A 12,957-nucleotide genomic window follows, 5' to 3' on the forward strand; every position below is an offset into this window, starting at 1 on the left:
TGTAATGCGGAAAATGGCTGCTGCGAGGTGCTCGCGGCGGCCAAAAACGGAGAACTGAGCGGGTTACCTGGTCGATTTTGATCGACGGCCCGCTTTCAAAAGCAGCGAGGGCTGAAGTCGACCGGAAATACAGGGCTACTTCAGACCTTCCTTAGAGAAAACAAAACGTATACGCTCCATGATCTGGAATGCCTTCTCAGGCGAGGTATGAGGAAGAATAATACAAAACTCATCCCCTCCATAACGGCCACATGAATCCGTAGTTCTAAGATTCATATGCATAACTTCACCCAAGTATCGAATAATATTATCCCCCATAATATGCCCGTAGGTATCGTTTATCTGCTTAAAGTTATCAATGTCTAAAAGCGCGATAGATGTTGAGACATTTGACGCTTTACATCGCAGGAACTCCTTTTCAAGCACGTATTTTAAAGAGCCATGATTTAACAATCCTGTAAGACTGTCTGTGGAACTAGCTTTTCGTAAGGTACGCTTATGTTCAGCCAACTGTATGGAAAGTCGATAACATACCCAGCCTAAGATAAGGGGATAAAAAAACAGCATTGGTAGGCAGGCATAGATCTGATTGGGACTTGTATAGGGCTCAAAAGAAAACGAGAAAAAGCCTATGGCGATCAAGGCTCCAATAAGCTGACTGATAAGGCCAAGAACACACAAGCGAACGCCCCCAGCCGCTATGTTATGCATTGCCATCATTGAAATGATCATCACACTGGGTAATGAGTTAAATTGCATAACTGCCACCCAAAAACCACCAAGCAAAGAATCAAAGATTAGATTTCTCCATTCAGCGTTGAAGGGTGCGGATGAGCGCTTGGCCATTTCTAACGCAAGATGTGGCCATAGAAAGGAATGAACCACAAGAAGTATCCATACCCAAGTGGGCTTGTCAGAAGTAGCTAACACCATGGCTACAAACCAGAAACCAAGCCCTAAGCCAATAATTCTGGGACCATATATCCTTTTCGCAAAGGAATAGCCCTTTCCAGCTGATCTTTCCATTGTAAAAGTATTCTAAATTATATTAAGAGCAAATTAAGCTCATAGATAAACAAAACAATGCTTAGTTCTAGAGATAATCCTGTAAAGCACAGCAAGACAATAAATGCCGTAACTGTGGGAAAGGTTAGAGGCATAAGGTGGAGTTGCCTTTTAGCTTCACAAGCAACTCTATCAGCATGGGCCCCTCAGATAATACCCCTATGCCTGATTATACTGCAGGCGTGTTAATGGACTGCGCCTATTCCCATACAAACGGGGTAGAACCCGTAGTAGAGCTTACCCATGCGTGGACCGAGCGTTGGCGGCTCATCACCCCGCACCCTGATCGGAAACTTTCATTTGCCACAGCCGGGGTGTGGTTGGCCAACGCACGTATCCTGTTTACTAAATTGGCCTGAAAGGTTTTATATTATCTACACGTCTCGTGCTGGGAAGATACTTTTCTTGATAACGGCATGAACGCCCCAGTTACCATCTACCACCTGCGTAACACCAAAATCTACAGCAACTGACATTAATGAGATCGCTTCATCCTCGTCCAGCCGCTGGGTTGTCATTAAAAAATGCCGCATCTTATGAAAGGCATCGCGCATCGCCAGATCCACAGAGGATTTAGAGTAAATTAATTCAGATGCCGTAGGTCCTAGCTCAGCAAGGTAGTTAGCAAAACTAAATCCATGTAAAACCCACTCATCCTGTGTTTCAAGCAGCGGATAGTTCAGCTGTTCTAAGGGTGTGCCTGGTAGATCTGACTTTTTATGTAGGATGAATTGAAAGGTGCCCGTTAATGAGCACTCGATAGCCGTGCCGCACAATTCTGAGTCACCTTGCGAAGCATGAGGGTCTCCCACCGAAAACATGGCTCCTGCCACTGCTACCGGATAATAGACTGTTGCCCCCTTCCCTATGCGCCAGTTATCAATATTACCACCGGTATAGCTGGGTGGAATTGAATTAACCATCTCGGCTTCAGCTGGAGCGACGCCAATCGTACCGAAGTGAGGTCGGATAGGAACTCTAATGTTTTTGAGTATATTGTGATTTTTAGTGATCTTACTGTGATCGACCGGGACCCCAGGATAGTCAATGGTTGCATGAACAATGCCGAAGGGATCAGTTTGCGGCGTCCAACGATAGTTATATACGGCGCGAGCCCAGTTACGCTCTCCAGTGGCGTCTACTTCATAGATGGTTACAACCTCACGCTTTTTAGGCTCAGTCAGCAAATCACCGTACTGAAAGCCCCAATTGGCTGCGGCATTGCTTCCAAATGTTTTACCCTTGAACGCTGGGTTACCGCTCGGCCGTGGAACCACATCAACAATCCGTACCTCTAGGACATCCCCCGGCTCAGCGCCCTTGATATAGATTGGACCTGTACAAATATGTACGCCCTCGCCGCCGCCAGCACCGTTTTTCGCATCCATTGCACCAGCTCCACGACGATCAATACCCTTACGTTGTGCGTCCCAATAAAAGACGCTTTCAGCTCCGGCATCGCCTTTCACCATACGCTCTGCATCATCGTTGGAATGGTGAGTAAGCGTCTCGATGGTGGCGTAGTCGCCCGACTCAAGCTCAACTACGGGCTTTGCTGACTTACTAAAATAGCCCCAGAGAACAGTTTCAGCAGTGGCTGGAATATAATAGTGACGGGTCTGGCCTTGGCTCTGCTTGGCACTTTCTGCAAAAGCGCTAGGTGATAAAGAACTACCCAAAGCACCCAGCGAAACGGCACTGCCACTAACAATCATGCTATTGCGAAGGAAGCGACGTCTTCCTTCTTGAAACTCCTCCTTGATATCGTTTTCCGCTTCAGGTGTCAGGCTATGGGCGCATCCGGGGCTACAGATATGATCAGTCATGCATCTTTCCTTGGTAAAATACTCAAAGATTTTCAGCCTGGTTTAAAGACTGGCTGAGAAAATCCAAGGCGCATGCATTTCCCATGCAAACTTGCTTATATACCAACTAAAGAGCCTTCTGCGCTCGGCTGAACCGGTATGAGAGAAGAAGGCCTTTAAGTCCTATCCGCTGGGCTATTAGGTGCATAAGGGTGGGTCCTACCTCTTCGTGGCTATCGATCGCAACTCTATGCCAAGCCGTATGGATAAATGACGCGTAAGAACGCGGTCAGAGTGTCTGAAAGCCACGCTTAGAACGTCACCTCGTAAGGTTAATACGGTCTTGGTATGGTAAGAATAAGCTCTGCCAGTTCTTGTAGGATCGCTTCAGGGTCAAGCTTATAATCCCGTTACGTCAGATGCATCGTTGTCCAAAGTAGGTCTACCTAGATTGTTTGATCGACCGTCTTACAGTAAGCGAAATGCCATCGAAAGTCTTTGTAGTTGTGTTAAGGAGCATCGCCGAAAAGCCACCCATTTCAAGAAACTCACCAGCAGGTTCGAGACCATGATTTCTTTCTTGTATAAAAACATCTTTACTTTCAGCTTGCCGCAAAAACCTTTAGTTGCCTTCTTTATTAAGCGGTGGTGTGCTCATCGGAGGCTTTCGCACGTGATAAGCCTGCTCGAAGGCATAGGCATACGACAGCAGTTTAGGCTCTGTATAGTCCAATCCCAGCAACTCTGCGCCAATCGGAACACCAAGAGGCGCATTGGCGTCTGGCTCAGAAAAACCAGCCTGGAAGGTCATTGCAGGGAAGCCGGTCGCATTAGAAAGCACGCCATTACGTTCTGGCTGATTCGGCTGGCCGGTATGGGTTACTAAAATACTCTGCATCGGATATAGGATTGCACTTACTCCCAGTTCAGCCATCTTCGCCGCAAGAACAATACGTAACTTCTCGCGATTCAGCATATGAGTCTTGTACTCATCGCTGCTCATGCCATCCTTAATAGCAAATTCCTTCTCCAAAGTTTTTTGAATGTCAGGGGATGCAGATTTGGTTGCAACCAGATCGCCAAAGGATTTGACCGGCGCGTTAGCGGGAAGCGTTGCAAAGTAGCTTTCAAACGCTGCCTTGGCCTCATAAGTGTCTGTAGCTACTAATTTTGATAGATTGGCCAACTCCGGCAATGAAAATCTAACAATCGTTGCGCCTTGCTTCTCCATCTTTTCCGCGACACTGTTTAAAGCTTTAGTAACTTCCTGATGGCGATCATCCTTGCCCAGAAGATCAGTTATGAGTCCTATTTTGGCACCTTTAAGTGCCTGAGGATCTAAGGACTCGGCATAACTCTTAGGCGTCCTCCCTACCCCTAGGGCCGTGATGGGGTCGGCTGGGTCAAACCCGACCATTACATCCAGCATCATCGCCGCATCAATGACGGTACGCGCCAGCGGGCCAATTTCGTCCTGTGTAAACGAGTTCGGCATTATGCCGCTGCGGCTGATTAATCCCCGTGTAGGTCGAACCCCTACTAGGTTATTGGCGGACGATGGCGACCGGATCGACTGCCCAGTATCACTGCCAGTACCCACCATGCCAAAGTTAGCGGCAACAGCCGCGCCGGTACCACCGCTTGATCCGCCTGGATTTCGGGTTAAGTCATAGGGATTTAAGGTCTGTCCGCCCAGGCTGCTGATAGTTACGCCGCCTCGGGCAAACTCTTGCAGATTCGATTTTGCCAAAATAATCGCACCGGCTTGGCGCATTTTGGCAACCGTAAACGCATCTTTTTGGGGCTGGGAATTTTTCATAGCTAGATTGCCGCTACTGGTCGGCATATCAGCAGTGTTGTAGTTGTCTTTTAAAATAATCGGTACGCAGTGAAGCGAGCCAACAGCCTTAGGGTCAGCCGCAAATTTGGCATCCAGCTCCTTTGCTTGTATTAAAGCAGTTGGACTGATGGTTAGGATTGCTTTCAAGGCAGGTCCTTGCTGGTCGTAAGCCTTGATCCTATCCAAGTAGCCTTGCACAAGCTGGGTGCAGGTTAAATCACCTGTCGCAAATGCATGATGTATTTGGCTGATTTTTGCTTCCTCAAGCATAAAGGGCGCAGCCCAAGCATTGGACACTGCCAATGCAATAAGGGATGCCAGCGAAGCTTTTTTGGCCTTTTCGTACATTCCTCAATCCTCATATATGGTTTAACCATACATGAGGACGCAAGATGCGTACCTTGGAAGCAGGAAGCTAACAATAAACATCGTCTACTAAATTATGACCTGCTTATGAGGCTGACCTCAGGGCTATAGGCATCGATACTAAAACGGGAGGCAGGTCACTTGCCTTATGGCTTCCATCCTATTGCCTGTGCGAATAGCCGGAGAGGGCTAGGTTAGTAGCATTAATTTTCTTTACTATCCGCATTACCAGGCCTTTATCCGATCGACCTCTACACTTGCCACTGATAAGACGAATTAACGTTAAAAACGAGAAAGCCAATCACATACAAATCGTCTCACTTGAGACCGTTATGAAAACAGGGACAACAGGGACACTGTATAAGCCTGCAGCCCAGAGAATACGCGGGTCTGCTATTTTCAGGGACACCCAGGGGGTGGGGGCGTCAAAAACCTTTAACAGGAGCAGCGGAAATCTAGATAAACCGGCTTTAGGAGAGCGATGTATCTGGATTTTCGATGGCCTCGCTAGGTTTACGTACCTGCTGCTCCAGCGCGGCCTCAGCCTTGGCCAGTTGCTGCTGGGTTGAGGCCAGTCGCCCTTTTAGTTCAGCTGCCTCTTCCTTGGCATCTGAACGCTGCACGCGTAGCTGGTCGATCAGATCTCTTGCCTGCCGTAGTTCACGCCCCAAGCGTTCCGCCTCGGCCCGGGCGGCATCCCGTACGCGGCTGGTCTCGTTCATGAGGTGATTATGCGTTCCCTCCCAGATCTCGGCCTGGCGGGAGATATCGATCCGTAGTGCGCCTGTTTCCTCCATGTGCGCGGCTAATAGCCGCTCGAGTGCGGCTTCATGGGCTTGGCTCAGGCGCTGAAGCTCAGCCTCATAGACATTTTTCAGCTCATCCCGTTCGGCCTTGTGGCGTGCCTGCTGTTGAGCGGTTTCCGCCCGTAGGCGACGCAACTCTTCAAGGTGCTCCTGAGCTTCGCTTTTCAGGGTAGCGATCTGCTGTTGCGCTGTTTCTAAGAATTCCAAGCGATGCCTGCCTTCCTGCTGGGTCAGGACCAATTGTTGCCTCAGGGCTTCGGCTTCGGCCACGGCGGTTTCCATCCGGCTCTGGGCGTCACTGGCCAGCGCTTCGAAACGGCTGCGCTCGGCCTGAAAGGTGCTCTTAGCCGCCCCCAGGGCTTCATCCCAGAGCTGATCAACCCGCTCCATGACCGCATCAGGGATACCTGGCCGCTGCAAGCGTGCCGCCAGGCGGGGGCCCTGGCTAGTCCAGAATTTGCGCAGCTCGTCAATGACCAGGTTGGGCGAGGCGGTAATGCCATAGCCCTCATAGATGCGCTGCCGAATTTCCAGCTGGGTTACCTCCTGGCCCTCCTCCAAGAGCGCGGCGGCAAAACGCTGCACCAGCTCACGCGTACGCGGAATCTTTTCGTCGCTGTTGTCACGGTTATCTAAGGCGGGCATGAGGGGGTACCGGAGTGAAAGCAAAAGCCATAGTTGCAGGCTTAAAAGAGAAAAAAGCCTTTAAACCCCTAAAAATAGGCTCAAAAGGCATTTATCAGCCAAACGCACTCTAACCCAGTACTTATTTATTATCAATTATCGTAATTTAGTTATTATTCGTAAGATAAATTCGTGATAACAGTCTATTATCAGGAATAATCTGACGCCTGCTTAGCAGGGCTCCTGTTTTCAGCGTAGCCCACGTTAACCTGCTACACTTCTACATTCCTTTAATATCAATAAGATAGAAGGCTACGACTTGCGCTATGGGTCAAGTATCAAGCGGTTATCCTTTGCTCTACCCGCCTCGGCTGAGCCGCCTGGAGTTTAAGGCGCTACTGGCTGCCCGCGGCTGGCGAATGGCCGATGCGGCCTTTCGCTGGGGGATTCGCCCAGAAACGTTAAGCCGCGTCGCGGCCGATGAGAACCGAGATGTCCAGTGGGATGACCTGGTGCGCTCACTTCCCCCGCTCACCCGCGCCGAGCGAGCCGCGGCTACCCGGCTGCGCCTGCAGCTGGCGCCGCCCAGGCCTCGACGTGTTTCGCCTGCTTCGGCTGTTTCTGCTGCTTCTACTGCTCGGGCTGAGCAAGGCTCCCAGGTCTCCCCTCCTACAGACTCGGGTCTGGAAGGGCAGGTCGAGCGCTTTGACGATCTGTTAGAACCGGATGACCTCCGCCCTTCCACAACTGCCTTGGATGGTTTTCGCTATCAGGCGTATCTGGAGCCTGGCTCCGAGCTGGTAGTAATAGCCGCCCTAGGTAGCGTTGCTCAGGAAGAAGACATCCTAGTGGTACTGGAGACGCGCACCGGTATACACGACACGGGCGCGGCACAGGAGGAATACCTGTGCGAAACCCCCTCCGGCGCGCAGCTCTGGCTAACCCCCGGCCAGCTGGACGACCATACGGTGTCCAACGGGCGTACCCGCTCTCTAGATTGATGAGATAACCATGACCCCCCTCTCCGATCGCCCTGCAGGCCCTACAAGCCCGGCATCAAGCCCCACGCCCCTCGACTTTACGCTTCTAACGCAGGCCGGTGATCCAGCCGGCCTATTAGAGAACCATTCGATACCGGCGCAGGCCGCGCCTGACCTGATCCAGGCCCGTTCGGACATTGAGGCGGCGGCCATCTGGCTTGAAACCCTTGAAAACCCCAAGACCCGGCGTGCGGCGCGCAAGGAGATTGAGCGCTTTTTGCTTTGGAACCGGCATACACATGGCAAGCGCCTGGCAGAGCTAACCGTTACCGATATTCGCCGTTATCAGCGCTTTATTAGTGATCCGCAACCAGAAACGGTTTGGGTCTCGCGTACCCGGTACTCTCGGAGTCACCCCTATTGGCGGCCTTTTGCAGGCCCATTAAGCGCGGTCTCACAACGTTATGCCCTGCAGCAGATCAACAGCCTTATGAAATGGCTGGTGGCCGGCGGCTGGTTAAAGGGTAACCCGGTGGGGCTGGTCAAAAAGCCTACAGTGGTTCGTGACAGGGCCATCAAACGACTCCTGCCGCACGAGGGCATCGCCCTGGCGTTTGAAGCCATCCAGAGGACCGGCAACCCTCTCAAACGGGCGCGGGATCACTTTATGTTTAGTTTGTTCTACCTGACCGGCCTACGCACATTTGAAGCATCAGCCGTGTACATGAGCAGCATTCGTCTCTCAGCGTCTGGACAGCGCTGGCTGGAAGTCCTGGGTAAGCGCAGCAAGCGGCGCAGCGTGCCGGTTTCCGAGGCGCTCTATCAGGATCTCTTGGCCTATCGAAAGGCCTTTGGCTTGCCTGACGTTATCAGACCCGACGAGCGCGTACCGCTTATCCTGGCCGCTAATAGCAAGCTCAAGCGGGCTAGCGACAGCACCATTCTCAAGGCCATCCAGCACATCATGAAAGGGGCCGCCCAGCTTGCCCTGGAAAAGGAAATGCCCGAGCTTGCCTCGCGGTTAGGCGAGGCCTCAACCCATTGGCTGCGCCACTCCTGCCTAAGTCACCTGGCCAAGGAAACCGGCGACCTGGTAATGGTCAAAACTCTCGCAGGCCATGAAAAACTGGAAACCACCAGCCTGTACCTGCATACCGAAGATGAGCAACTCCATCGTGATGTGGTCAACACACTTATGACCCCACGCTTGTTACCTTAAAAGGTAAATTTAGGTCCCTCAGCTTAAGCAGTACTTGAAAAGGCCAGAAAAAACCTACCGCCAGATTTATCAGGAGGCTGTTTCTGGCATAAGCCGTGTCTGAATAGCGCCTTAAAGACGTGGGCAACTAGCTTGTGCCTCTGGCTATGCGCCCGTGCAGACCAACGGAGGCGATGGGATGTAGCTAGCAGCGTCCGGTTAAGACAGGCAGGTTAGCTCTGCTCTAAGGGCTTGTTAGCCGCTACAGGCTCTTCTGGCTCAGCGTCCCGATAGGACTGGAGGACCTCATCCGGCAGCGTTGTAACAAGCGTTCTAACCTGCCGCAGCGGTGCAGGGCTATTAATGATGTCAAACATCAGCGGGCGATAGCGCCTGGGCAATTGTTTAGAAAACCGCTTGGCTGCTTCGATAACTGCCCGGTCGGTGGCCTGTAATTCCGCAACCAGTGCCAGGGCCACAATCGCATCGTAAACTCTCAAACCTTCTTTTACTCCGGTAAATAGGTATCTGTAACGCCTGTATCGGCAGACGAGCCCTTTCACTTAAGGGCGCCTCTGCCAAGATCTTTTGCTGAAGCGCTGCGCCCAAATAATCCATAGTCTCTGAGCTGGGCCTTTGCTATGGCCATGCGCTCTTAGACAGGGGTATGCGCTTAAACGGTAGCGGATAAGGGAAACAACCTGGTTTTCGAATGCGTGCATGGCCAGTACCAGCAGCTGCACTAGAACTAATGCGTTACCCTATAAAGCTACAAAAGCAAGGCGCCCGAGCGAGATTATGGTAGCGGAGCCCTTGCTCAACCAGGGTTGGTTATTTTTCAACCGGACCTGCCCAGCAGGCATAGGCCTAGGCGAAGCGCAGGTTTTCCACAAGCATACTCACCTTTTAAGTGGAAAACCTTACGCCTATTTGAGGCCTGTTTTTGTTGCGGATCCATTAGAGGAGGGCAAGAGTATTGGCATCGCCTGGAGTGTAAGGGGTAGCCCAATGGATTAGCTGAGAATGCTTGAAAACTAACCTCATAAGGCAGCCTATCCCCTCTTAAACGCGTCAAATATCATAGGCGCAGTGTTGCGTCTCTCTGATAGGGGCTCTAATAACGCTATGGAGCGGCCTTTCTGATCTAGGCTATACGAACCCCTTGCCTATCTCAAGAAATCGTTACAGCGGCTCTTATGGGCGCTTTAAATGCTATGTCATGGCAGGAGATGAGCAGATAGAGCTCACACTATGATAGAAGTGGCCTGGGAAAGCACTAGTCAAGGGTTAGCCTTCCAGTAGTGTCATCTGCCGAAACGCCTTAGGGCATGGAGCAAAGCACGCATGTCAGGCTTTTTCCCTGGCAGCGTCATTCGTATAGGCGGGCCGCGTAACAACGTGCGCCTCGTTCCCTCCTGATGCACCGCCTGGCTTGCGCTCCTTTGCCGTGCCAAGCCATCTGTTAACGGCCAGTTTTAAGGGAAAGCATTAGCCAAACAGGCTTGCAGCCCAGCAATGGCGCGGGTTTCAACACCCATTAGGCCATCCAGACGAGGCAGTAAGCGTAAAAGCCGTGTATTTGAGTGTAATGTTGGAAATTTCAATTACACTCCGCGCAGCCGCTCTAGCACGCGAGTTTCGGGCCGAAAAAATCAAAAAGTGGCAAGTGTGCAATCAATTCTCTAATAGGCTAACTCAATAATAATAACTACTAGTTATTATTATTGAGGGCTCTAATAGAAACTTAATGCCACTTTTACACTTTTAACCTTCAGATTAGCTTCAACCCCTAGTGCCGCGTGGCTTTCAGGCGGTGTAATTGAAATTCATCGACTTGTCACTTTTGGCACTTATCAACAGCTTATAAACATTTTTATCCCCATTACTCACAGACGAACGGTAAAAAATAACCGAGTGTTTTAGTGGGACATTAATAATTCTGGGGGGAGTTATTATTTTACCCTATTTAACTCATCTCTGGCATATTTTATGCATTAGAAGGAAATGCACCATAAATGGGCGCAAAACAGGTGCTGCAAGGCGTCTCGGGAAGGTTAGAGAAAGGATTAACCGTAACGGTTATGTAGGGCAGTCCAGGATATCCGTCTGGCTAATGCATGTTTAGTTGGTAGTCACTCAGCTGCCAAATTAGAGATAAGCGTTAGTACAGCTACAGCGCTATATTCAACGTGAGCGTGTCAATGCGCTGTACCAGGCTGCGCCTGGCGTCTGCTGCCCAAAACGTTTCCACTCTGGTTGGCCGTTTATAAATCCTTTACACGAGGTGAAGCCGGCCCCTTTAAGCAACTGCAGGATCGTCTTCACAGCAGTAGTGCCTGCCTATGGGCCCGCCGCGCTCAACTAACCGCTAAGGTTATTTATGCATAATTGGCTTGTGCCTCGCTTCAAGACGGTAAAAGCGGTTTTTAGGCGGAGAAAAGATTAAAGGGAGAAAGCAGCACAGTCTGATCGTTGATACTCTAGGCATACCTGTAACCGTAACGATTACAGCGGCTAATGTTTAAATCCATAGCCGAGGGGTAGATTTAGCGCAATGACCGCTCTCGTCTGCTCTAACTTGGCGTGCGGCTAAACGTGGGCGCCTGGGATGCCGCGAGCGTTTTTCTTCTGCAGTATCATCGATGCTTCGTTGAATGCATGCTGGAAGGTGTCACCACTAATCCAATCTACGGCCTTGTCTTCGCTTTCATTATGATAGATGCCGCGATAAGTGATCAGCAGGCCCATCATAAAGTCGGTGGCCGCGTCTTCCGCTTCCTCCGCGACCACCAGCTCTAATACGGGATATTGCAGAAACACTAGGCACATCGCTAGCAGACTGATGTCTTCGCCAACCTTCATGGCCTGAAACAAGTCATCGAAAAGAGCCGGGTCAAAACCGTTCTCTTCGATGTCTTTGAAGTCGAATGCACTTAGATCAGTTGCAACATCATCAAACGGCTCGTTGATCTGCGGGTTGGCTAGCACCGGATGTACAAAATTATCTTTAGATTTTCCCAAACGGTTTTGCTTGGCCTTGGTTTTGGCCCGCTGTGCACGTTTTTGCTGTTTATCTGGGGAGGCCATGGAGGCAAGTTCCTTATTAAGACAGCCATACTTATGGCAGGGGCAATTGGGCATCTAGTGTATTCCGTCTTGGCTGGGTTTATCAGCCAAACGCAGCCTTAAATTACTGGCCATGTATCGAATTGGCTGCAGCTCTTTCTCAGTCTTAGACGATGCGAGCGTATTGCCTGGCGGAAAACCTGCCTGGAAGCAGACAATCCTCTGTCTGGCGGCTCGCCCAGTGGCTAAGGTATATCTCATAGAACGTACAACTAATGACAGGCGCATTGACGACCAACGGTCGAAACCCTGCCGACAAAGAGTCGGTCTTTCTTATGGAAGCAATGGACATTGCTTTTGCTTGTGTAAACTGCCGCAGGTCTTGCACTACCCTCTCAGCCTCGGCAGTTCTTTTTAACTAGAAGTAGCCCGGCTTCAAGCTGTAAGAGGTAGCCCATGACGACGATTGAAAATTGCCCTTCATGCGGCACCTCTGAGCTTGCACGTATGTATACCCTTAGCCTTCTATATTGTCCGGACTGCAATCTCTCGTTTGTATGGGCTTCTCATAACTGACCCTGCCAAAGCATGCCTTTTATTTCCCCGCGTCATTTGTTTTTAGCAGAGGCCCAACTAGGGCTGGCCGATACTTACGAGCAGCGAAACCTTCTGATCAGTGTTATTAGGGGCTTAGCAGAAAAGAACCTACGTTCTATCTGTAGTGGTTTAATAATTACGGATACCCATTTAGGTGATCTTGCCCAGCAATCGTGGACACCCTGTTAAGCGATACACTGCACAAGGTGAACCATGGCAAGATCAGCAAGCTCGACCGTACCCGTCACTCCCAAGCTTACAGGACGTAGCGCTGGCTCTGGCTGAGCGAGTTGGCGCAGCAAGGCTGCCGAACAGCTCGGCTCAAGCGGCTGTTGACCGAGCAAGCTGAAGAGGCGGCCATTGTAAAAATGACCGCCGTTGGATAGCAGCCAGTACTTTGCCAAGAGCCTCAAATTTATGGAGCACAGATAAGGCCTGGTCGCCCTCAAGCATGAGCGCGGTCATCAGGCTTTGTACTATCGGTAACGCTAGTGTCCGGTTGCCCGGCGATCACCTAGGGAAGGTCTGAAAAAGACTTCCCGAATCTGGTGAAATACGCCGATCCCGCCAGCCGAGTTTTTCCATGAAGCAGATGACCTTCGCCGACGCC

Annotated in this window: 9 protein-coding genes; 3 read left to right on the forward strand and 6 right to left on the reverse strand. The window is 50.8% G+C overall.

Annotation, left to right across the window (positions count from 1 at the left end; translation table 11 throughout):
• Nucleotides 1-135 precede the first annotated feature (135 nt).
• Nucleotides 136-1,026: a diguanylate cyclase gene (locus HMPREF1487_RS25570; RefSeq protein WP_010799695.1), complete on the reverse strand. Its 891-nt coding sequence runs from the start codon at nt 1,024-1,026 to the stop codon at nt 136-138.
• Between the two features lie 200 nt (nt 1,027-1,226).
• Between HMPREF1487_RS25570 and HMPREF1487_RS27605 the strand changes: the two genes are divergently transcribed.
• The gene (locus HMPREF1487_RS27605) at nt 1,227-1,424 is read left to right on the forward strand and encodes a hypothetical protein (RefSeq protein ID WP_154982432.1); all 198 of its coding nucleotides are present in this window, start codon (nt 1,227-1,229) and stop codon (nt 1,422-1,424) included.
• A gap of 15 nt (nt 1,425-1,439) precedes the next feature.
• Here the strand turns inward: HMPREF1487_RS27605 and HMPREF1487_RS25575 are convergent, their stop codons facing one another.
• From HMPREF1487_RS25575 to HMPREF1487_RS25585, 3 genes are all read right to left on the reverse strand, one after another.
• Complete coding sequence (locus HMPREF1487_RS25575; RefSeq protein WP_010799697.1) at nt 1,440-2,891, reverse strand: acetamidase/formamidase family protein; 1,452 nt, start codon at nt 2,889-2,891, stop codon at nt 1,440-1,442.
• A 601-nt stretch (nt 2,892-3,492) separates the two neighbouring features.
• A complete protein-coding gene (locus tag HMPREF1487_RS25580; RefSeq protein WP_010799698.1) occupies nt 3,493-5,058 on the reverse strand; it encodes an amidase family protein in 1,566 nt (521 codons plus the stop codon).
• 488 nt (nt 5,059-5,546) lie between these two features.
• Nucleotides 5,547-6,527 carry a DNA-binding protein gene (locus HMPREF1487_RS25585; protein ID WP_010799699.1) on the reverse strand — a complete coding sequence of 327 codons (981 nt, stop codon included), beginning with the start codon at nt 6,525-6,527 and terminating at the stop codon, nt 5,547-5,549.
• Nucleotides 6,528-6,832: 305 nt separating this feature from the next.
• On the opposite strand from HMPREF1487_RS25585, the gene HMPREF1487_RS26550 reads away from it, so the two are divergent.
• Entirely contained in the window at nt 6,833-7,507 is a 675-nt protein-coding gene (locus HMPREF1487_RS26550; protein WP_010799700.1) for a hypothetical protein, read from the forward strand.
• A gap of 10 nt (nt 7,508-7,517) precedes the next feature.
• A complete protein-coding gene (locus HMPREF1487_RS25595; RefSeq protein ID WP_010799701.1) occupies nt 7,518-8,705 on the forward strand; it encodes a tyrosine-type recombinase/integrase in 1,188 nt (395 codons plus the stop codon).
• Between the two features lie 212 nt (nt 8,706-8,917).
• On the opposite strand, the gene HMPREF1487_RS25600 is transcribed toward HMPREF1487_RS25595, so the two are convergent.
• Both HMPREF1487_RS25600 and HMPREF1487_RS25610 read right to left on the reverse strand, forming a co-directional pair.
• A complete protein-coding gene (locus HMPREF1487_RS25600) occupies nt 8,918-9,184 on the reverse strand; it encodes a DUF7740 domain-containing protein (RefSeq protein ID WP_125889889.1) in 267 nt (88 codons plus the stop codon).
• Nucleotides 9,185-11,273: 2,089 nt separating this feature from the next.
• On the reverse strand, nt 11,274-11,771 hold the full coding sequence (locus tag HMPREF1487_RS25610; protein ID WP_010799704.1) for a hypothetical protein: 498 nt from the start codon (nt 11,769-11,771) through the stop codon (nt 11,274-11,276).
• Between the last annotated feature and the right edge of the window lie 1,186 nt (nt 11,772-12,957).

Source organism: Pseudomonas sp. HPB0071 (genome assembly GCF_000478505.2).
Lineage (GTDB): Bacteria > Pseudomonadota > Gammaproteobacteria > Pseudomonadales > Pseudomonadaceae > Chryseomonas > Chryseomonas luteola.

What these genes read in the sequence shown, in the direction of transcription:
- HMPREF1487_RS25570 (WP_010799695.1), bottom strand. Translation starts at nt 1,026, where the DNA reads ATGGAAAGATCAGCTGGAAAGGGCTATTCCTTTGCGAAAAGGATATAT.
- HMPREF1487_RS25575 (WP_010799697.1), bottom strand. Translation starts at nt 2,891, where the DNA reads ATGACTGATCATATCTGTAGCCCCGGATGCGCCCATAGCCTGACACCT.
- HMPREF1487_RS25580 (WP_010799698.1), bottom strand. Translation starts at nt 5,058, where the DNA reads ATGTACGAAAAGGCCAAAAAAGCTTCGCTGGCATCCCTTATTGCATTG.
- HMPREF1487_RS25610 (WP_010799704.1), bottom strand. Translation starts at nt 11,771, where the DNA reads ATGGCCTCCCCAGATAAACAGCAAAAACGTGCACAGCGGGCCAAAACC.
- HMPREF1487_RS25595 (WP_010799701.1), top strand. Translation starts at nt 7,518, where the DNA reads ATGACCCCCCTCTCCGATCGCCCTGCAGGCCCTACAAGCCCGGCATCA.
- HMPREF1487_RS27605 (WP_154982432.1), top strand. Translation starts at nt 1,227, where the DNA reads ATGCCTGATTATACTGCAGGCGTGTTAATGGACTGCGCCTATTCCCAT.
- HMPREF1487_RS26550 (WP_010799700.1), top strand. Translation starts at nt 6,833, where the DNA reads ATGGGTCAAGTATCAAGCGGTTATCCTTTGCTCTACCCGCCTCGGCTG.
- HMPREF1487_RS25585 (WP_010799699.1), bottom strand. Translation starts at nt 6,527, where the DNA reads ATGCCCGCCTTAGATAACCGTGACAACAGCGACGAAAAGATTCCGCGT.